Annotated in this window: 16 protein-coding genes; 8 read left to right on the top strand and 8 right to left on the bottom strand. The window is 74.4% G+C overall.

Annotated elements, in window-relative coordinates; translation table 11 throughout:
• Positions 1-425: 425 nt before the first annotated feature.
• The 3 genes from ACZ5FU_RS03620 to ACZ5FU_RS03610 all read right to left on the bottom strand — a co-directional run bounded on the left by ACZ5FU_RS03620 (position 426) and on the right by ACZ5FU_RS03610 (position 3,672).
• Positions 426-2,057 (bottom strand): phospho-sugar mutase, encoded by a 1,632-nt coding sequence (locus tag ACZ5FU_RS03620; RefSeq protein WP_469044726.1) that lies wholly within the window; start codon positions 2,055-2,057, stop codon positions 426-428.
• 227 nt (positions 2,058-2,284) lie between these two features.
• Positions 2,285-3,109, bottom strand: coding sequence for a purine-nucleoside phosphorylase (locus ACZ5FU_RS03615; RefSeq protein ID WP_451525261.1), 825 nt, complete (start codon positions 3,107-3,109; stop codon positions 2,285-2,287).
• A gap of 125 nt (positions 3,110-3,234) precedes the next feature.
• Entirely contained in the window at positions 3,235-3,672 is a 438-nt protein-coding gene (locus ACZ5FU_RS03610) for a gamma-glutamylcyclotransferase family protein (protein WP_451525262.1), read from the bottom strand.
• Positions 3,673-3,788: 116 nt separating this feature from the next.
• On the opposite strand from ACZ5FU_RS03610, the gene ACZ5FU_RS03605 reads away from it, so the two are divergent.
• Both ACZ5FU_RS03605 and ACZ5FU_RS03600 read left to right on the top strand, forming a co-directional pair.
• Complete coding sequence (locus tag ACZ5FU_RS03605; RefSeq protein ID WP_451525263.1) at positions 3,789-5,237, top strand: NAD(P)H-quinone dehydrogenase; 1,449 nt, start codon at positions 3,789-3,791, stop codon at positions 5,235-5,237.
• A 223-nt stretch (positions 5,238-5,460) separates the two neighbouring features.
• On the top strand, positions 5,461-6,423 hold the full coding sequence (locus tag ACZ5FU_RS03600; protein WP_451525264.1) for a DeoR/GlpR family DNA-binding transcription regulator: 963 nt from the start codon (positions 5,461-5,463) through the stop codon (positions 6,421-6,423).
• A 317-nt stretch (positions 6,424-6,740) separates the two neighbouring features.
• Here the strand turns inward: ACZ5FU_RS03600 and ACZ5FU_RS03595 are convergent, their stop codons facing one another.
• Positions 6,741-8,513: an acetyl/propionyl/methylcrotonyl-CoA carboxylase subunit alpha gene (locus ACZ5FU_RS03595; RefSeq protein WP_451525265.1), complete on the bottom strand. Its 1,773-nt coding sequence runs from the start codon at positions 8,511-8,513 to the stop codon at positions 6,741-6,743.
• A 374-nt stretch (positions 8,514-8,887) separates the two neighbouring features.
• Between ACZ5FU_RS03595 and ACZ5FU_RS03590 the strand changes: the two genes are divergently transcribed.
• A complete protein-coding gene (locus ACZ5FU_RS03590; protein ID WP_451525266.1) occupies positions 8,888-9,376 on the top strand; it encodes a hypothetical protein in 489 nt (162 codons plus the stop codon).
• On the opposite strand, the gene ACZ5FU_RS03585 is transcribed toward ACZ5FU_RS03590, so the two are convergent.
• The 4 genes from ACZ5FU_RS03585 to ACZ5FU_RS03570 all read right to left on the bottom strand — a co-directional run bounded on the left by ACZ5FU_RS03585 (position 9,345) and on the right by ACZ5FU_RS03570 (position 12,197).
• Positions 9,345-9,965: a Maf family protein gene (locus tag ACZ5FU_RS03585; RefSeq protein WP_451525267.1), complete on the bottom strand. Its 621-nt coding sequence runs from the start codon at positions 9,963-9,965 to the stop codon at positions 9,345-9,347. The genes ACZ5FU_RS03590 and ACZ5FU_RS03585 overlap by 32 nt on opposite strands.
• A gap of 40 nt (positions 9,966-10,005) precedes the next feature.
• Positions 10,006-10,134: a morphogenic membrane protein MmpB gene (gene mmpB, locus ACZ5FU_RS03580; RefSeq protein ID WP_451525268.1), complete on the bottom strand. Its 129-nt coding sequence runs from the start codon at positions 10,132-10,134 to the stop codon at positions 10,006-10,008.
• Positions 10,135-10,388: 254 nt separating this feature from the next.
• Positions 10,389-10,595 (bottom strand): acyl-CoA carboxylase epsilon subunit, encoded by a 207-nt coding sequence (locus ACZ5FU_RS03575; protein ID WP_451525269.1) that lies wholly within the window; start codon positions 10,593-10,595, stop codon positions 10,389-10,391.
• Positions 10,596-10,604: 9 nt separating this feature from the next.
• The gene (locus ACZ5FU_RS03570; RefSeq protein WP_451525270.1) at positions 10,605-12,197 is read right to left on the bottom strand and encodes an acyl-CoA carboxylase subunit beta; all 1,593 of its coding nucleotides are present in this window, start codon (positions 12,195-12,197) and stop codon (positions 10,605-10,607) included.
• 110 nt (positions 12,198-12,307) lie between these two features.
• Here ACZ5FU_RS03570 and ACZ5FU_RS03565 point away from each other — a divergent pair, with 110 nt between their 5' ends.
• The 5 genes from ACZ5FU_RS03565 (at position 12,308) to hutH (ending at position 19,461) form a co-directional block, all read left to right on the top strand.
• A complete protein-coding gene (locus tag ACZ5FU_RS03565) occupies positions 12,308-13,198 on the top strand; it encodes a biotin--[acetyl-CoA-carboxylase] ligase (protein ID WP_451525271.1) in 891 nt (296 codons plus the stop codon).
• A gap of 178 nt (positions 13,199-13,376) precedes the next feature.
• Positions 13,377-14,504, top strand: coding sequence for an adenylate/guanylate cyclase domain-containing protein (locus tag ACZ5FU_RS03560; RefSeq protein ID WP_451525272.1), 1,128 nt, complete (start codon positions 13,377-13,379; stop codon positions 14,502-14,504).
• A gap of 1,170 nt (positions 14,505-15,674) precedes the next feature.
• A complete protein-coding gene (locus tag ACZ5FU_RS03555; protein ID WP_451525273.1) occupies positions 15,675-16,475 on the top strand; it encodes an enoyl-CoA hydratase/isomerase family protein in 801 nt (266 codons plus the stop codon).
• 109 nt (positions 16,476-16,584) lie between these two features.
• Positions 16,585-17,754, top strand: coding sequence for a GGDEF domain-containing protein (locus tag ACZ5FU_RS03550; RefSeq protein WP_451525274.1), 1,170 nt, complete (start codon positions 16,585-16,587; stop codon positions 17,752-17,754).
• 168 nt (positions 17,755-17,922) lie between these two features.
• Positions 17,923-19,461 (top strand): histidine ammonia-lyase, encoded by a 1,539-nt coding sequence (gene hutH / locus ACZ5FU_RS03545; RefSeq protein WP_468833855.1) that lies wholly within the window; start codon positions 17,923-17,925, stop codon positions 19,459-19,461.
• Positions 19,462-19,475: the final 14 nt, after the last annotated feature.

Here is a 19,475-nt window from a genome sequence, read left to right as displayed (position 1 = left end):
GGCCCCGGCGCGCGATCCGCGCCGAACGCCCGCTCAGGCCCGACGCGAGCCGAGATCCCGCCGCGCGACCCGCACGATCAGCCGGAGCGGTGCCGCCGCCCGACGGTGGGCCGTGTCCGCGAAGGTGCCGTCTGCCGGGGCACCGTCGGACGGCGCCCCTCGGTCACGGCTCGACGACCCACCGGCGCGGTGCCGCCGCCCGACGGCGGGCCGTGTCCGCGAAGGTGCCGTCTGCCGAGGGAGCCACCGTCGGACGGCGCCCCTCGGTCACGGCTCGACCGCCCACCGGCGCGGTGCCGCCGCCCGACGGTGGGCCGTGTCCGCGAAGGGGACGCCGACCGCGGTGCCGCCGTCCGGCGGCACCCCTCTCCCCGGCACCCCTCTCCCCGGCACCCCTCTCCCGGCCCCCCGGCTCTCCCCGCGGCTCAGATGCCGGCCGCCGCCGACAGGTCCCGCTTCACGGCCGCGAGCAACTCGTCCGCGCGGGCGCGGGCCGCCGGGAGGCCGTCGGGCGAGCCGACCGGCACCACGACCTCCAGGTAGCACTTCAGCTTCGGCTCGGTGCCGCTCGGCCGCACGATCACGCGGGCCCCGTCGAGCGTGTAGCGCAGCCCGTCGGTGGGCGGCAGCCGGTCCGTGCCCCGGGTGAGGTCCTCGGCGCGGGTGATCGCCAGCCCGGCCAGCTCGGTCGGGGGGGCCTCGCGCAGCCGCTCCATCGCCCGGGCGATGACCGTCAGGTCCTCCACCCGCACCGACAGCTGGTCGGTGGCGTGCAGCCCGTGCTCCACGGCGAGGTCGTCGAGCAGGTCGAGCAGCGTGCGCCCGCGCTCCTTCAGCTCCGACGCCAGCTCGGTGACGAGGAGCGCGGCGGTGATGCCGTCCTTGTCGCGTACGCCGTCGGGGTCGACGCAGTAGCCGAGGGCCTCCTCGTAGCCGTAGCGCAGGCCGTCGACGCGGGCGATCCACTTGAAGCCGGTGAGCGTCTCCTCGTACGGCAGGCCGGCCTTCTCGGCGATCCTCCCGAGGAGGGAGGAGGAGACGATCGACTCGGCGAACGTCCCGCGCGCCCCGCGGCTCACCAGGTGCGCGGCGAGCAGGGCGCCGACCTCGTCGCCGCGCAGCATCCGCCACCGGTCGCCGTCCTTGACGGCCACGGCGCAGCGGTCGGCGTCCGGGTCGTTGGCGACGACCAGGTCGGGGTCGGTCTCGCGGGCCTTCGCGAACGCGAGGTCCATCGCGCCGGGCTCCTCCGGGTTGGGGAACGCGACGGTCGGGAACTCCGGGTCAGGCTCGGCCTGCTCGGCGACCAGGACCGGTTCGGGGAACCCCGCGCGGGCGAAGGCCGCCAGCAGGACGTCCTTGCCCACGCCGTGCATCGCCGTGTAGACGGTGCGCGCGGTGCGGGGCGAGCCGGCGGCGAGGACGGCGTCGGTGCGCGCCAGGTAGGCGTCGAGCACGGAGTCGTCCAGGACCTGCCAGCCGCCGTCCGGGCGGGGCACGTCGGCCAGCGAGCGGATCGCGTCGATCTCGGCGGCGATCTCCGCGTCGGCGGGCGGGACGATCTGCGAACCGTCGCCCAGGTAGACCTTGTAGCCGTTGTCGCGGGGCGGGTTGTGGCTGGCGGTGACCTCCACGCCGGCGACCGCGCCCAGGTGCCTGATGGCGTAGGCCAGGACCGGCGTCGGCAGCGGGCGCGGCAGGACGGCCGCGCGCAGGCCCGCGCCGGTCATCACGGCGGCGGTGTCGCGGGCGAACGCCTCCGACTTGTGGCGGGCGTCGTAGCCGATGACGACGAGGCCGTCGTGGTCGCCCCGCTTGCGGAGGTACGCGGCGAGGCCGGCGGCGGCGCGGATGACGACGGCGCGGTTCATGCGCAGGGGGCCCGCGCCCAGTTCGCCCCGCAGGCCGGCGGTGCCGAACTGGAGGGTGCCGGCGAAGCGGGCGGCGAGTTCGGCGTGGTCCCCGGCGTCGAGGAGGGCCGCGAGTTCCTCGCGGGTCTCCTCGTCGGGGTCCTCGGCGAGCCAGGTGCGGGCGCGGGCGATCAGGTCGTCGTGCACGGTGGTCAACCTCTCGAGTCGTACGTGAGTTGTCTCGCCCCCGCCGTCCCTCCGCGTCCCCGGGAGCCGACGCCCCCGGGCCCCGCCGTCGGCCCTGGACGGGCCTCGTCCGCGAGCCCCCGGAGGGGGTCCCCGGACGGACCGGACCGTCCGGCGCCGCCTCCCGGCCCACCGGGCCGGGCCGGACCGGCTCGGGCCGGGGGGACGCGGGCGGGGGCCGGCGCCTGCTACAGCCGGTCGAGGACCTGGGTCAGCAGGGCGCCCATGCGGGTCGCGGAGTCGCGGCCGGCCTGGAGGACCTCTTCGTGGTTCAGCGGCTCGCCGGTCATCCCCGCGGCGAGGTTGGTCACCAGGGAGATGCCCAGCACCTCGGCGCCGGCCTCGCGCGCCGCGATGGCCTCCAGCACCGTCGACATGCCCACGAGGTCCGCCCCGATCACCCGGGCCATCCGGATCTCCGCCGGCGTCTCGTAGTGCGGGCCGGGGAACTGGGCGTAGACGCCCTCCTCCAGCGTGGCGTCGATCTCCTTGCACAGCGCCCGCAGCCGCGGCGAGTACAGGTCCGTCAGGTCGACGAAGTTCGCGCCGACGATCGGGGACGTCGCCGTGAGGTTGATGTGGTCGCTGATCAGCACGGGCTGACCCGGCCGCATGCCCTCGCGGAGGCCGCCGCAGCCGTTGGTCAGCACGATCGTCTTGCTGCCGGCCGCCACCGCCGTGCGGACGCCGTGGGCGACGGCGGCCACCCCGCGGCCCTCGTAGTAGTGCGTGCGGCCCAGGAACACCAGGGCGCGCTTCTCGCCGATCCGGTACGAGCGGATCTTGCCGCCGTGGCCCTCGACCGCCGGCGGCGGGAAACCGGGCAGCTCGGTGACCTGGAACTCGGCTTCGGGCACGCCCAGGGCGTCCACGGCCGGTGCCCAGCCGGAGCCCATCACGAGGGCGACGTCGTGGGTCTCGGCGCCCGTCAGCTCGCGCAGGCGCGCGGCGGCGGCGTCGGCGGCGGTGTGGGGGTCGCCCTGGATGTCGTCCGGGAGAAGAGATGCGTTCACGCGATGAGGGTAGCCGGTCAGGGCCTACGCGCGTAGATGACAGAGCCCACGGGATGGCGATCGTTGTCTTGTCGTTTCCGACGAGGGGATGTTCCCGGCAGGAGGGGACGAAAGGGTCCGGGACCTCAGCAGGGGCGCTTGCGCAGCTCCATCACGTAGTCGTGCGGTGCCCCCGCCGACTCCGCCGCGTCGGCCACCTCGCCCAGGTAGCGGGCGGAGGGCAGTCCGCCCTCGTAGCCGTTCAGGACGTACACCCAGCACTGTTCCTCGCCGTCCAGCGTGTGCGCCCGCACCCGCATCCGGCGGTGGATGCCGAGGCCCACGCCCTCCCAGCGGTCGAGCGACTCCTCGTCCGGCGGTGCCAGGTCGTACAGCGCGACGAAGACCTGGCAGAGGGGGTCCTCCACGATCGTCGCGAGCGCGCCCTCCCAGCCCAGCTGCTCGCCCCCGAAGGTCAGCCGCCACCCGTTCAGCCAGCCGGTGGCGCGCAACGGCGAGTGCGGGGCGCGGCGGGACATCAGCCGCGCGTCGAGGTTGCCGGCGTACGCGGCGTAGAGCGACATGCGACGAGCCTACGGCAGCCGGTCCGCCCGTCACGGCCGCCGGCCGGTGTCCCTCCGGTGACGGACGCCCCTCCCCCGGCCCCCCGGGGGAGTAGCACCCCCGTTCGTGCGGGACAATGGAGTACGTGACTCGGATCGTGATCATCGGTGGCGGACCCGGCGGATACGAGGCGGCCCTGGTGGCCGCCCAGCTCGGCGCGGAGGTGACCGTCGTCGACTGCGACGGTCTGGGCGGGGCGTCGGTGCTGACCGACTGCGTGCCGTCGAAGACCCTGATCGCCACGGCCGAGGTGATGACCACCTTCGACTCCTCCCACCAGGAGCTGGGCATCATCGTCGCCGACGACACCCCGCCGCTGGAGCAGTCGGCCCGGGTGGTCGGCGTCGACCTCGACAAGGTCAACCGGCGTGTCAAACGACTCGCGCTCGCCCAGTCCCACGACATCACCGCCTCCGTCACCCGGGCCGGCGCCCGTGTCGTGCGCGGCCGCGGCCGGCTCCAGGGCATGCAGGCCCTCGACGGCTCCCGCCAGGTCGTCGTCACCGCCGCCGACGGCACCGAGGAGACCCTCACCGCCGACGCCGTCCTCCTCGCCACCGGCGGTCACCCCCGGGAGCTGCCCGACGCCCAGCCCGACGGCGAGCGCATCCTCAACTGGACCCAGGTCTACGACCTGCGTGAACTGCCCGAGGAACTCATCGTGGTCGGCTCCGGCGTCACCGGCGCCGAGTTCGCGGGCGCCTACCAGGCCCTCGGCTCCAAGGTCACCCTCGTCTCCTCCCGCGACCGCGTGCTGCCCGGCGAGGACCCGGACGCCGCCGCCGTCCTGGAGGACGTCTTCCGCCGCCGCGGCATGAACGTCATGGCCCGCTCGCGCGCCCAGTCCGCCAAGCGCGTCGGCGACCGCGTCGAGGTCACCCTCGCCGACGGCCGGGTCATCACCGGCTCGCACTGCCTGATGGCCGTCGGCGCCGTCCCCAACAGCGCGGGCCTCGGCCTGGAGGAGGCGGGCGTCAGGGTCCGCGAGTCCGGCCACATCTGGACGGACCGGGTCTCCCGCACCACCGCCCCCGGCGTGTACGCCGCCGGCGACGTGACCGGCGTCTTCGCGCTCGCCTCCGTCGCCGCCATGCAGGGCCGTATCGCCATGTACCACTTCCTCGGCGACGCGGTGGCCCCGCTCAACCTCAAGACCGTCTCCTCGAACGTCTTCACCGACCCCGAGATCGCCACCGTCGGCTACTCCCAGGCCGACGTCGACGGCGGCAAGATCGACGCCCGCGTGGTGAAGCTGCCGCTGCTGCGCAACCCGCGCGCCAAGATGCAGGGCATCCGCGACGGCTTCGTCAAGATCTTCTGCCGTCCGGGCACGGAGATCGTCGTCGGCGGCGTCGTCGTGGCGCCGCGCGCCTCCGAGCTCATCCACCCCATCTCGATCGCCGTCGACAACAATCTGACGGTCGAGCAGATCGCGAACGCCTTCACGGTGTACCCGTCCCTCTCGGGCTCGATCGCCGAAGTGGCACGGCAGTTGCACACCCGGAAGACGGGCGGCGACGCGTAGGGCCGGTCCCCCGGCCGCACACCGGCTCCCCGTCGGCACCGGCTCCCCGCCGACCGCGGGGAGCCGCGGCATGGGTGCGGGGTGCGGGGTGCGGGCGACGGCGGCGGGGTACGGGTGGGAGAACCCAGGTCCTATACCACTTCGTGTGCCGCTCTGCGAACAACTTCGGCTATTCGGCGCAAAGAGCTGAAAGCAGACGGTCGCCCGCGTTACTGTCAGTTTCGTGTTCGCTGCAGAACGTCGTCAATTGATCCTCGAAATGGTGCGAGCCAACGGAGCGGTGTCGCTCCGTGAACTCGCCCGCGTCGTCCAGACCTCCGAAGTGACCGTACGGCGGGACGTGCGCGCGCTGGAGGCAGAAGGACTCCTCGACCGCCGGCACGGCGGGGCGGTACTGCCGGGCGGTTTCACCCGCGAGTCCGGTTTTCCGCAGAAATCCCATCTCGCGACCGCGGAGAAGACCGCCATCGCCGACCTCGCCGCCACCTTCGTCGAAGAGGGAGAGGCCATCGTGGTCGGAGCGGGGACCACCACCCAGGAGCTGGCCCGTCGGCTCGCCCGGGTCCCCGGACTCACCGTCGTCACCAACTCCCTGCTGGTGGCCCAGGCGTTGGCGCACGCCAACCGCGTGGAGGTCGTGATGACCGGCGGCACCCTGCGCGGCTCCAACTACGCCCTCGTGGGCAGCGGAGCCGAACAGTCCCTCCAGGGACTGCGCGTCTCCAAGGCCTTCCTGTCCGGGAGCGGTCTGACCGCCGAGCGCGGCCTGTCCACCTCCAACATGCTGTCGTCGTCGGTCGACCGGGCCCTCGTCCAGGCCGCCGCCGAGGTCGTCGTCCTCGCCGACCACACCAAGCTCGGCACCGACACCATGTTCCAGACGGTGCCGACGGACGTCATCACCCGCCTGGTGACCGACGAGCCGCCGGCGCACGACGACCGGGCCGGCACCGAGCTCCAGGCCCTCGCCGACCAGGGGGTGCAGATCGCCGTGGCGGGGGCGGCGGGGAGCCCGGGGGGTGAGCCGGTCCCGGCGCGGCGGCAGCAGCGTCGGGACGTGTCGCTGCCGGCTCCCCGGCGGGGGCAGGTGCAGGGCGCCGCGGCGGCCCTGCGGGCGGCCGCCGTGCTGGGGGAGCAGACACCGGGCGCCGAGCGGGCGCGGGTCGCGGACATGCGGCGCCGGTAGCGGGTGCTCCCGGCGGCCGGGGTGCGCCTGGTCGCCACGGGCGGGGACGCGCGGGCGGGTGACGGTCCGTCGCGGCCGGTCGCGCCCCTCGGCGAAGCCGCCACGGGACGGTCCCGGGCCCCCCGGGGCGGGGATGCCGCCGGTCCACCGGTCGCGATGTGCCGCCGGCGGGGACGCGCCCGCGCGCCTGAGCCGCTGTGCGGTACGGCCCCGCGCGTCTGCGGAGGGGGAGCGCCGCCGGACGATCGGTGGGGCGGGTGACGACGGAACCCCGCACCCTCTTGCGGGGCGCGGGGTTCCGTGGCGGGACGGCCGGGTCAGTCCTTGATCTCGCAGATCGCGGCGCCCGAGGTGATCGAGGCGCCGACCTCCGCGGCGAGGCCCTTGACGGTGCCGGAGCGGTGGGCGTTCAGGGGCTGCTCCATCTTCATGGCCTCCAGGACCACGATCAGGTCGCCCTCCTTGACCTCCTGGCCCTCCTCCACCGCGATCTTGACGATGGTGCCCTGCATCGGGGAGGCGAGGGTGTCGCCGGAGGCGACGGGGCCGGACTTCTTCGCCGCGCGCCGCTTGGGCTTGGCGCCCGCCGCGAGGCCCGTGCGGGCCAGGGACATGCCGAGCGAGACCGGGAGGGAGACCTCCAGGCGCTTGCCGCCGACCTCGACGACGACCGTCTCGCGGCCCGTCTCCTCGTCCGCCTCGGTGTCCGCGGGAGCCGCGAAGGGCTTGATGTCGTTGACGAACTCCGTCTCGATCCAACGGGTGTGGACCGTGAAGGGGTCGTCGGAACCGGTGAGTTCGGGGGCGAACGCCGGGTCCTTCACCACCGCGCGGTGGAAGGGGATGGCCGTGGCCATGCCCTCGACCTGGAACTCCTCCAGGGCGCGGGCGGCCCGCTGGAGGGCCTCCTTGCGGGTGCGGCCGGTGACGATCAGCTTGGCCAGCAGCGAGTCCCAGGCCGGGCCGATGACCGAGCCGGACTCCACGCCCGCGTCGAGCCGCACACCCGGACCGGACGGGGCGTCGAAGGTGGTGACGGTGCCGGGGGCGGGGAGGAAGTTGCGCCCCGGGTCCTCGCCGTTGATGCGGAACTCGAAGGAGTGACCGCGCAGTACCGGGTCGGCGTAGCCGAGTTCCTCGCCGTCGGCGATGCGGAACATCTCGCGCACCAGGTCGATGCCGGCGACCTCCTCGGTGACCGGGTGCTCCACCTGGAGGCGGGTGTTGACCTCCAGGAAGGAGATCGTGCCGTCCAGGCCGACGAGGAACTCCACGGTGCCGGCGCCGACGTAGCCGGCCTCCTTGAGGATGGCCTTGGAGGAGGAGTACAGCTCGGCGATCTGCTCGTCGGAGAGGAACGGCGCCGGGGCCTCCTCGACCAGCTTCTGGTGCCGGCGCTGGAGCGAGCAGTCCCGGGTGGAGACGACCACGACGTTGCCGTGGGTGTCGGCGAGGCACTGGGTCTCGACGTGCCGGGGGTTGTCGAGGTAACGCTCGACGAAGCACTCGCCGCGGCCGAAGGCGGCGACGGCCTCGCGGACCGCCGAGTCGTACAGCTCGGGTACCTCTTCGAGGGTGCGGGCGACCTTGAGGCCGCGTCCGCCGCCGCCGAAGGCGGCCTTGATCGCGATGGGCAGGCCGTGCTCCTTCGCGAAGGCGACGACCTCCTCGGCACCCGACACCGGGTCCGGCGTGCCCGCCACCAGCGGCGCGCCGGCGCGCTGGGCGATGTGCCGGGCGGCGACCTTGTCGCCGAGGTCGCGGATGGCCTGCGGCGGCGGGCCGATCCAGATCAGTCCCGCGTCCAGCACGGCCTGGGCGAACTCGGCGTTCTCCGAGAGGAAGCCGTAGCCGGGATGGATCGCGTCCGCCCCGGACTCGCGGGCGGCGTTCAGCACCTTCTCGATGTCGAGGTAGCTGGTGCCGGGAGTGTCACCGCCCAGGGCGAACGCCTCATCCGCGGCGCGGACATGCAGAGCGTCCCGGTCCGGTTCGGCGTACACGGCGACGCTTGCGATGCCGGCATCCCGGCAGGCCCGGGCCACGCGGACTGCGATTTCGCCACGGTTGGCGATGAGCACCTTGCGCACGATTGAGGCTCCCTCCTTGAAACAAGCCGAGTTTAGGGACTGCCGACACGACTGATCGACCCGTCCACGACGGTGAGCTTGCCCACACGCAGCGTGATGGCAGGCTCACTCGATCACGAAATCCCTTGTAGCACCGCCGTACGCAGCGCTCCTTCCGGAAACCCTAGCTCTCCACTGTGGCCAAGGTCTCTGTGAGCACGTGCTGCGGCCCACTCCGATTCTTTGTGGAGTCCCTACGAATGGCCCAATGATTCTTTGCCGGCGGCAGAACCCTTGTCCCCGGGTTTACCCGTTAGTAGCGTTCATGACGTCCCGAACGCTACGTGGGGTGACTAGTGGCCCCGTACGGGCCGGGTCGAAAGGGGGTGGGACCGGTGGTGCGCAGACCGGTGGCAGTCGTCGTGGCGGTCGTGCTCGTCCTGGAGGCGCTCGGCGTCGCCGCGCTGAACTGGTTCCTCGGGATCGTCGTCGACCGTCAGGACATGTCCCTGGCGGGCCTGGACCCGGACGTGATGTCGACCTCCTCGAAGGCCGGCGGGGTCGTCTTCGGTCTCTACTTCGCCTTCTGCGGGCTGGTCGCCCTGCTGGTGGCGGTCCGCGACCGGCCGCCGGCCGGCCTCGGCCGGGTGCTGCTGGTCAGCGCGGCGGTGGTGCACGGGCTGCTGGCCGCCGTCGCGTGGGGACTGGTGGGGTGGCCCGCGTTCCTGTCCATGGTCGTCGTGCTCGCGCTCATCGTGCTGCTGCTGATGACGTACGACCGCCACGAGGGGCCCGCCGCGGCCACCGCCGAACCCCGGGACGAGGAGCCCGGCGGCCCGGGCCCGGCCCCCGTCAGCGGTCCGCCGGCGCCCACAACTCCGTGATCCCCACGCCCAGTTGCGCCAGCAGTCGGCGCACGAGCGGCAGGCTGATGCCGATCACGTTGCCGTGGTCGCCGTCGATGCCGTCGATGAACGGCGCCGAGCGGCCGTCCAGGGTGAACGCCCCGGCGACGTGGAGGGGTTCGCCGGAGGCGACGTAGGCGGCGATCTCCTCGTCGGTGGGCTCGCCGAAGCGGACGACGGTGGAGGCCACGGCGGAGGCGTAGCGCCCGGTGGCGGTGTCGTAGACGCAGTGACCGGTCTGCAGCGTGCCCACGCGGCCGCGCATGGACTTCCAGCGGGCGGTGGCCTCCTCGGCGTCCGCGGGCTTGCCGAGGGCTTCGCCGTCCAGGTCCAGGACCGAGTCGCAGCCGATCACCAGGGCGCCCCGGACCTCGGGCTTCGCGGCCACGACGGAGGCCTTGGCCTCGGCGAGGGCGAGTGCCAGTTCGGCGGGGGTGGGGGCGGTCACGGCGTCCTCGTCGACCCCGCTGACGATCACCTCGGGGGCGAGGCCCGCCTGGCGCAGCAGGCCCAGCCGGGCGGGGGACTGGGAGGCGAGCACGAGACGGCGGCGCGGCTGATCGGTCATGCGGCCAGGGTATCGGCGCGCCGCGCCGCGCTCACCCCGGTCATCCGAGGCCGATGACGATCATCGCGAGCACCATGGCCAGCGCCATGAGGAGCCCGAGCCGCCGCAGCATCTCCTGCGTGTCGCGCAGTTCCTCGGGCGGTTCGTTCTCGGGGTCGGACCACAGCATGCCGTCCAGCCTGCGGCGATGCGGTGGGGGTCGCCTGAGTACGCGTACTCAACTTCCCTAAACGGGACCTTGGTTTCATCAAGCCGCCCGCCGTGCCGGCCGACGAGGGGACACGCCCGTGTTCACCACCGCTTGGACCGGTCCGCCCCAGCTCCCCGCCGAGGGCTTCACCGCCCTTCTGTGACGGGCGGAAGACCGGGCCGGGCCCCGCGGAGCCGGCCCGGCCCGATCCGATCCGATTCAGACGAGAGGCTTTAGCCCGGCCAGTACGTGCGGCCCCAGGCGGCCGGGCCCGGGCGGGGCAGGCGGCGGGCCGCGATGCGGGAGGGGTCCGACCAGGAGTCCTGGGCGTCCTGCGCGCCGGACGGCTCGGCCACCGCCGCCGCGGCGCGGGCGCGGACCACCGCCAGTGCGGCGGCCAGCTCCTCCGGAGTCGGATTGCCCCGTACGACCTTGATCACAGCGGCTCCTTACAGGGGGATGTTGCCGTGCTTCTTCGGAGGGAGGGATTCCCGCTTCGTGCGCAGTTGACGCAGGCCCCGCACGATGTGCCGGCGGGTGTCGGACGGCATGACCACCGCGTCGACGTAACCCCGCTCGGCGGCGATGTAGGGGTTGAGGAGCGCGTCCTCGTACTCCTGGATCAGCCGGGCGCGGGTCGCCTCGAGGTCTCCCGCGGACTCCGCCTCGGCGATCGTGCGGCGGTGCAGGATGTTGACCGCGCCCTGCGCGCCCATGACCGCGATCTGGGCGGTCGGCCAGGCCAGGTTGAGGTCGGCGCCCAGGTGCTTGGAGCCCATGACGTCGTACGCCCCGCCGAAGGCCTTGCGGGTGATGACCGTGATCAGCGGGACGGTCGCCTCCGCGTAGGCGTAGATCAGCTTGGCGCCGCGGCGGATGATGCCGTCGTGCTCCTGGTCCACGCCGGGCAGGAAGCCGGGCACGTCCACGAAGGTGACGACCGGCAGGTTGAACGCGTCGCAGGTCCGCACGAACCGGGCCGCCTTCTCGGAGGCCTTGATGTCCAGGCAGCCCGCGAACTGCATCGGCTGGTTGGCGACGATGCCGACCGGACGGCCCTCCACCCGGCCGAAGCCGGTCAGGATGTTCGGCGCGTACAGCGGCTGCGTCTCGAAGAACTCGGAGTCGTCCAGGACGTGTTCGATCACCGTGTGCATGTCGTACGGCTGGTTGGCGCTGTCCGGGACGAGCGTGTCCAGCTCCAGGTCCTCGCCGGTGACGGCGAGGTCCGCCTCCTCCGGGAACGCCGGGGCCTCGGAGAGGTTGTTCGACGGCAGGTACGACAGCAGCTGCTTGACGTACTCGACGGCGTCCTTCTCGTCGCCCGCCATGTGGTGGGCCACGCCCGACGTGGAGTTGTGCGTGCGCGCGCCGCCCAGCTCCTCGAAGCCGACGTCCTCGCCGGTGACCGTCTTGATGACGTCCGGACCGGTGATGAACATGTGCGAGGTCCGGTCGACCATGACGGTGAAGTCGGTGATCGCGGGCGAGTAGACCGCGCCGCCCGCGCACGGGCCGACGACCAGGCTGATCTGCGGGATCACCCCGGACGCGTGGGTGTTGCGGCGGAAGATCTCGCCGTACGCCCCCAGCGAGGCCACGCCCTCCTGGATGCGGGCGCCGCCGGAGTCGTTGATGCCGATGACCGGGCAGCCGGTCTTCAGCGCGAAGTCCATGACCTTGACGATCTTCTGGCCGTAGACCTCGCCGAGCGCACCGCCGAAGACGGTGAAGTCCTGCGAGAAGACGGCGACGGGCCGGCCGTCGACGGTGCCGTACCCGGTCACGACCCCGTCCCCGTACGGGCGGTTGGCGTCGAGGCCGAAGCTGGTGGAGCGGTGCCGGGCGAACTCGTCCAGCTCCACGAACGAATCCTCGTCGAGGAGGAGTCCGATGCGCTCACGGGCCGTCAGTTTGCCCTTGGCGTGCTGCTTCTCGACGGCGCGTGCGGAGCCGGCGTGCGTCGCCTCCGTGACGCGACGCTGGAGATCCGCGAGCTTTCCCGCGGTCGTGTGGATGTCGATCTCTTCCGACTCGGACATCGGGATGCGGCTCCCTGCCTGCTCAAAAGGGGGGACGGTTACTCATCCGTAGAGTAGTGGCGGCCCCACCGATCGGCAGTGCGGCGTTTACCACACCTAGGGTGGCTTGCATGACGCCGCGAGATGCAGCAGGAAATCCCGGGCAGCCGGGCCGTCCCGGACCCGGCGGCCGGTGGTCCGATCTGGACCGTCCGCCCCTCGGCGCCGCCGCGCTGCGGCGCGGGCTCGTCCGCGAGGGCGGGCTGTGGACGGCGGTCGACGTCGTGCCCCGCACCGGGTCCACCAACTCCGACCTGGTCGCGCTCGCGGCCGCCGGGAAGGCCGACGAGGGGACCGTCCTGGTGGCGGAGGAGCAGACCTCCGGCCGGGGGCGGCTGGACCGGCGCTGGAGCGCGCCCCCGCGGTCGGGACTGTTCTTCTCCGCGCTGCTGCGGCCGGCCGAGGTGCCCGTGGCGCGGTGGGGCTGGCTGCCGCTGCTGACCGGCGTCGCGGTCGCCACCGGCCTGTCCCGGGCGGCGGGCGTCGACACGGCGCTGAAGTGGCCCAACGACCTGCTGGTGACCGTCGCCGGCCAGGAGCGCAAGGCCGGGGGGATCCTGGCGGAGCGGGCCGGGACGGACGGGGTCGTGGTGGGCGTCGGCATCAACGTCACCCTGCGGGCCGAGGAGCTGCCGGTGCCGCAGGCCGGGTCGCTGGCGCTGGCCGGGGCGGTGAGCACGGACCGCGACCCGCTGCTGCGGGCGGTGCTGCGTTCGCTGGAGGAGTGGTACGGGCGGTGGCGCCGGGCCGGCGGGGACCCGTCCCTGTCCGGACTCCAGGAGGCGTACGCGGCGGGGTGCGCGACGCTGGGGCGGACCGTGCGGGCGGAGCTGCCCGGGGAGCGCTCGGTGGTGGGGGAGGCCGTGGCCGTGGACGGGGACGGGCGGCTGGTCATCGCCACCCGGGAGGGCGTGCGGGAGCCGGTGGGCGCGGGCGACATCGTGCACCTGCGGCCGGCGTGAGCCGGGCCCGGCGGCCCGCGGCGTCGGCGGCACCGCAGGGCGGTGGCCGGCCGGCCGGCCGGGCGGGCCGGCCGGTGCGGAACGGGCCGCTTCCGCGAACGGAGTGAGCTGGCGCACACCTGCCGTAGAGTTGGGGCCGGTCGAAACCTGACCGCGGTAGATCGGAAGGGCAGCAGGCGTGACCGTCGACGACACGGGCTCCGACGAGGGCGTGGACGGCCGGGTTGAGGTGCCGGCCGTCGACCCCGGTGACGACCCTCTCGCCCTGCGCCTGGAGCAGCTCATCCTCGGCGCCGAGCGCCGTTACACCCCCTTCCAGGCGGCCCGCAGCGCCGGTGTCTCCATGGAACTGGCCTCCCGCTTCTGGCGGGCCATGGGCTTCGCCGACATCGGGCAGGCCAAGGCGCTCACCGAGGCCGACGTCCTGGCCCTGCGCCGCCTCGCCGGTCTGGTCGAGGCGGGGCTGCTGAGCGAGGCCATGGCGGTGCAGGTCGCGCGGTCCACCGGGCAGACCACCGCCCGGTTGGCGGAGTGGCAGATCGATTCCTTCCTGGAGGGGCTGACCGAGCCGCCCGAGCCGGGGATGACCCGCACCGAGGTGACGTACCCGATCGTCGAGCTGCTGCTGCCCGAGCTGGAGGAGTTCCTCGTCTACGTGTGGCGCCGGCAGCTCGCCGCCTCGGCGGGGCGGGTCGTGCAGGCCGCGGACGACGAGGAGATGGTCGACCGCCGGCTCGCGGTCGGCTTCGCCGATCTCGTCGGCTTCACCCGCCTGACCCGCCGCATGGAGGAGGAGGAGCTCGGCGAACTGGTCGAGGCCTTCGAGACCACCGCGGCCGACCTGGTCGCGGCCCGCGGCGGACGGCTGATCAAGACCCTCGGCGACGAGGTGCTGTACGCGGCCGACGACGCCGGCACCGCCGCCGACATCGCGCTGCTGCTCGTCGAGACGATGAGCAACGACCCGACCATGCCCGAGCTGCGGGTCGGCATGGCCTTCGGCACGGTGACCACTCGGATGGGCGATGTCTTCGGCACGACGGTCAACCTGGCCTCCCGGCTGACGTCCATAGCCCCCCGCGACGCCGTGCTCGTGGACAGCGCCTTCGCCGAGGAGCTGATCCGCACCGGCGACGCGCCCGCCTCGGAGGCGGAGGCCGCCGAGGCCGCGACCGCCGCCGAGAAGGAGGGCGAGCGGGCGCCCGTCTACCGGTTCGCGCTCCAGCCGATGTGGCAGCGGCCGGTGCGCGGGCTCGGCGTGGTCGAGCCCTGGCTGCTCACCCGGCGCAACGGCGGCGGCGCGTAGGGCCGGTCCGGGGGCCGGGCCCGCGGACCGGGCTGCGGACCGCTGCGGCGGGCCGGGCCGGCGGGCCGAGGGCGGCGGGCCGGTGGTGGCGCCGCCGGGAACCGGCTTCCGGAGGGCGTGCCTCTGAGGGGTGCCTGCGGACATGTGCCCCAGGGCGTGCGGCTCCGGGAACGTCTCTCCGGGAGGGCGTCTTCGGGGATGTGCCGGACCCCGTGTCCCCGGCGTGATCCGCCGGACCGGCCCCGGCGGGGCCGCCCGCGCCGCGGTTCAGTCCGCGGGGGCGTTCAGCGCGTCCACGCAGAGTCCGACGACCGGCAGGCAGAGGCCGCTGCCGCCCGCCGGCCCGGGGGCGGCCGGCACGGTGCTCGGGCCGGGGGCCGGGGGCGCGGTGGGCCCGGAAGGCCGGGAATCGCGCGGAGGCCGGGGCGCCGCGCTCCGGGAAGGAGCGGGCGCCGGTGTGCGCGGGAGCGCCTCGGCCGGTGGCGTCGTGCGCGGGCCGCCGGGGCCGCCGGGGCCGCCGGGGGTGCGGATCGCGGAGGACGGGGAGACGCCGGGGGCCGCGGGGGAGGCGGGGACGCCGTCGGCGGTCGGGACGGGTGCGGCTGGCGTCGGTCCGCTTGCCGGGGAGACCGCGGTGGCCGCGCCGGTGCCGCGGGCCGGGCGGCCCGTGGCCGTCTCCGGCCGGGTGTCCGCGGTGGGCCGGAGCCGGGGACCGGACCCGGCGGTGTCCGCGCCGGGGTCCGAGCCCGGTCGCAGCAGGCTCAGGGCCCCCACCGCCAGTACGAACCCGCCCGCGGTGAACAGCGTCCTCCGAGGCCGTGGCCGACGGTGCCGCCCGCGGGCACGGAGGGGCGGCCCGAGGCGGTTCCCGGCCGTCCCCGTGACCCTCTCCGCGCGATCCGCTCCGACGCCTTCGGTCCGGGTTCTTATCGGTGTGGTCGTCATCGCGTTCCCTCCCCGATGTCGTCGCGCCCCCTCTGCGCCGTGGCGGACGCACCTTATGCGCTCCCTTGGGCGGTCCGGGCGGAGTCGGGTGGGATGTCACTCGAACGGGTGGGCGGTGGTCGAGCGCGATGCGGGCGGGACGGGGCCGGGCCTTTTCCCGGCGCGGCGCGGCTGCGATGATCGGGCGAGCCAGGTCTGTTAACCCGCGTTAACCCGGAGGGTGTCATGAGCGAGGAACGGTTCGGGGAGTTCGTGCTGGTACGGCGGCACGGGGACGGGCATGTCGCCGAGCTGGTCCTCGACCGGCCCAAGGCCATGAACGCCGTGTCGACCGGGATGGCCCGGTCTCTCGGGGCCGCCTGCGCGGCGCTGGGCGACGACCGGGACGTACGGGTGGTCGTGCTCACCTCGACCCACGAGCGGGCCTTCTGCGTCGGGGCCGACCTCAAGGAGCGCAACTCCTTCTCCGACGCCGAGCTGGTGCGGCAGCGGCCGGTCGCGCGGGGGGCGTACACCGGCGTGCTGGAGCTGCCGGTGCCGACGGTCGCGGCGGTGCACGGGTTCGCGCTGGGCGGCGGTTTCGAGCTGGCGCTGGCCTGCGACGTGATCGTGGCCGACCGGACGGCCGTGGTGGGGCTGCCCGAGGTGTCGGTCGGGGTGATCCCGGGCGGCGGCGGGACCCAGTTGCTGCCCCGCCGGGTGGGCGCGGCCCGCGCGGCCGAGCTGATCTTCTCCGCACGGCGGGTCGAGGCCGCCGAGGCGCGGGAGCTGGGGCTGGTGGACGTCCTGGTGGACGAGGGACGGGACCGGGAGGAGGCGCTGGCGCTGGGGGAGCGCATCGGGGCGAACTCGCCGGTGGGGCTGCGGGCGGCCAAGCGGGCCCTGCGGCTGGGGCAGGGGCTGGACCTGCGGGCGGGGCTGGAGGTGGAGGACGCGGCCTGGCGGACGGTGGCCTTCTCGGGAGACCGGGCCGAGGGCGTCGCGGCCTTCAACGAGAAGCGCAAGCCGCAGTGGCCGGGGGAGTGAGCCGGTCCGGGGGAGGCTGAGAGGAGTGAGCCGGTCCGGGGCGGCGGGACCGTCGCTCCCGGCATCACCCGGAGTCCCCTTTGCGGCGGAATGTCCCTAGCCTGGGGAGATGGGTGAGGACAGACGCCTAGCGGCTGTGGTGGCGCTGGCTCAGGGGATGGCGGCGGCGCGCACGCCCCGCGAGTCGTGGCGCGCGGCGGCCCTCGGCGCCTGCCGGGCGCTGGCCGGCGATTTCGCCGCGCTGTCGGTCTGGGAGCGCGACCTCGGGCAGCTGCGCGTCCTCGTGAACGTGGGGGACCGGACGCCGGACGAGGAGGAGTTCCCGGACGACGAGGCCTATCCGGTGCACCGGTTCCCGGAGATCACCGAGTTCCTGCACGAGCGCTGGACGGCGGGCGGCGAGCCCGACGCCTGGGTGGAGACGGACCGGGGGGCGGCCGCCGACCGCCCCGGCCACCGCCACCTGGGGGCACCTCCCGGCGTCAGCCGGGGGAGGGTCGCCGCCCTGCGCCGGCGCGGGCGGGGCTCCTGCGTGGTCGCGCCGATCGTGCTGCACGGCCGGGCGTGGGGCGAGCTGTACGTGGCCCGCTCCCGCGGCACCCCCGTCTTCGACCGCGGCGACGCCGACTTCGCGACCGTCCTGGCGGCCGTGGTCGCGGCCGGGCTGGCGCAGACCGAGCGGCTGGAGGAGGCCCGCCGGCTCGCCTTCACGGACGCCCTGACCGGCCTGGCCAACCGCCGCGCCGTCGACGTGCGCCTGGAGGAGGCGGTGGAGCGGCACCGCACGCGCGGGGACGTGGTGAGCCTGGTCGTGTGCGACCTCAACGGGCTCAAGCGGGTGAACGACACCTGCGGCCACGCCGTCGGCGACCGGCTCCTGGAACGGTTCGGGTCCGTGCTGTCGCTGTGCGGGGCGATGCTGCCCGGCGGGCTGGCCGCCCGGCTCGGCGGGGACGAGTTCTGTCTGCTCGCCGTCGGCCCGGCCGCCGACGACGTGGTGAAGGTCGCCGGCGACCTGTGCCGCCGGGCGGCCGAGCTGGAGCTGGGCGAGGGCGTGGCCTGCGGGGTCGCCTCCACCGGGGACCCGATCGGGCCGGTGCGCTCGGCCCGCCGCCTCTTCCGGCTCGCGGACGCGGCCCAGTACCGCGCCAAGGCCGTCCGGGCCGCCCGGCCGGTCGTCGCGGGGCGGGCGGGACCCGACGACCCGGTCGTCCGCCTGGCCGACGAGCCGCCGCGCGGTCCGGCCGGCGAGCGGCGGCGCTTCCGTGGGCGGCAGTGAACGGCGGGCCGTGCCGGCCGACGGCCACGGCGCGTCGCCGGACCGCCCCGGGGTGCCGGCCGACGGCCACGGCACGTCGCCGGGCGGCTGTGACGTTCCGGTAAGGGGCGAAGCCCGCCCCCACTGGTGACATCCCCCTCTTCACTGCGTACGCTCCTGAATATGGATATGCACACTGTGGTGGTGGGGACGTCCGGCGTGACCGCGTCCGACGTGCTCGCCGTGGCGCGCGACGGCGCCCGGGTCGAGCTCTCCGAGCAGGCGGTGGCGGCCCTCGCCGCGGCGCGCGAGATCGTCGAGGCGCTCGCGGCCAAGCCCGAGCCCGTCTACGGCGTCTCCACCGGGTTCGGCGCCCTCGCCACCCGGCACATCAGCCCGGAACTGCGCGCCCGGCTCCAGCGCAACATCGTCCGCTCGCACGCGGCCGGCATGGGGCCGCGCGTCGAGCGGGAGGTCGTCCGCGCCCTGATGTTCCTGCGCCTGAAGACCGTCTGCTCCGGACGCACCGGCGTACGGCCCGAGGTCGCGCAGGCCATGGCCGACCTCCTCAACGCCGGCATCACCCCGGTCGTCCACGAGTACGGCTCCCTCGGCTGCTCGGGCGACCTCGCCCCGCTCTCCCACTGCGCCCTGACCCTCATGGGCGAGGGGGACGCCGAGAGCCCGGACGGGGCCGTACGGCCCGCGGGCGAGCTGCTCGCCGAGCACGGCATCGCCCCCGTCGAACTGCGCGAGAAGGAGGGCCTGGCCCTCCTCAACGGCACCGACGGCATGCTCGGCATGCTGATCATGGCCCTCGCCGACCTGGACCGCCTCTACAAGTCCGCCGACGTCACGGCCGCCCTGACGCTGGAGGCGCTCCTCGGCACCGACCGGGTCCTCGCACCCGAGCTGCACGCCGTCCGCCCGCACCCCGGACAGGCCGACTCCGCCGCCAACATGCTGGCCGTGCTGGCCGGTTCGGAGCTGACCGGGCACCACCAGGACGACGCGCCCCGCGTCCAGGACGCCTACTCCGTGCGCTGCGCCCCGCAGGTCGCCGGCGCCGGACGGGACACCATGGCCCACGCCCGCCTCGTCGCCGAACGGGAGCTGGCCTCCGCCGTCGACAACCCCGTGGTGCTGCCCGACGGCAGGGTCGAGTCCAACGGCAACTTCCACGGCGCCCCGGTGGCCTACGTCCTCGACTTCCTCGCCGTGGCCGCCGCCGACCTCGCGTCGATCGCCGAGCGCCGCACCGACCGGCTGCTGGACAAGAACCGCAGCCACGGCCTGCCGCCCTTCCTCGCCGACGACGCCGGTGTCGACTCGGGCCTGATGATCGCCCAGTACACCCAGGCCGCGCTGGTCAGCGAGTTGAAGCGGCTGGCCGTGCCGGCCTCCGCCGACTCCATCCCGTCCTCCGCGATGCAGGAGGACCACGTCTCCATGGGCTGGTCGGCGGCGCGCAAGCTGCGCACCGCCGTCGACAACCTCACGCGCGTCATCGCCGTCGAGCTGTACGCCGCCACCCGCGCCGTCGAGCTGCGCGAGGGGCTGACGCCGGCGCCCGCGACCCGCGCGGTCCTCGCCGCCGTGCGCGAGGCGGGGATCCAGGGCCCGGGGCCGGACCGCTTCCTCGCCCCCGACCTCGCCGCGGCCGACGCCGTCGTGCGCGACGGACGGCTGGTCGCCGCCGTGGAGACGGTGACGGGGCCGCTCCACTGACACGCACGAAGGGG

It is taken from the genome of Streptomyces sp. NPDC031554, assembly GCF_055580685.1.
The sequence above is the reverse complement of the archived record's forward strand: the minus strand, read 5'-3'. Positions and strand labels throughout refer to the sequence as shown.

Coding starts and splice junctions, on each gene's coding strand:
- ACZ5FU_RS03610 (WP_451525262.1), bottom strand. CDS start 3,672: ATGTCGCTCTACGCCGCGTACGCCGGCAACCTCGACGCGCGGCTGATG.
- ACZ5FU_RS03605 (WP_451525263.1), top strand. CDS start 3,789: ATGGAGTACGTGACTCGGATCGTGATCATCGGTGGCGGACCCGGCGGA.
- ACZ5FU_RS03585 (WP_451525267.1), bottom strand. CDS start 9,965: ATGACCGATCAGCCGCGCCGCCGTCTCGTGCTCGCCTCCCAGTCCCCC.
- mmpB (WP_451525268.1), bottom strand. CDS start 10,134: ATGCTGTGGTCCGACCCCGAGAACGAACCGCCCGAGGAACTGCGCGAC.
- ACZ5FU_RS03570 (WP_451525270.1), bottom strand. CDS start 12,197: ATGTCCGAGTCGGAAGAGATCGACATCCACACGACCGCGGGAAAGCTC.
- ACZ5FU_RS03565 (WP_451525271.1), top strand. CDS start 12,308: ATGACGCCGCGAGATGCAGCAGGAAATCCCGGGCAGCCGGGCCGTCCC.
- ACZ5FU_RS03555 (WP_451525273.1), top strand. CDS start 15,675: ATGAGCGAGGAACGGTTCGGGGAGTTCGTGCTGGTACGGCGGCACGGG.
- ACZ5FU_RS03550 (WP_451525274.1), top strand. CDS start 16,585: ATGGGTGAGGACAGACGCCTAGCGGCTGTGGTGGCGCTGGCTCAGGGG.
- hutH (WP_468833855.1), top strand. CDS start 17,923: ATGCACACTGTGGTGGTGGGGACGTCCGGCGTGACCGCGTCCGACGTG.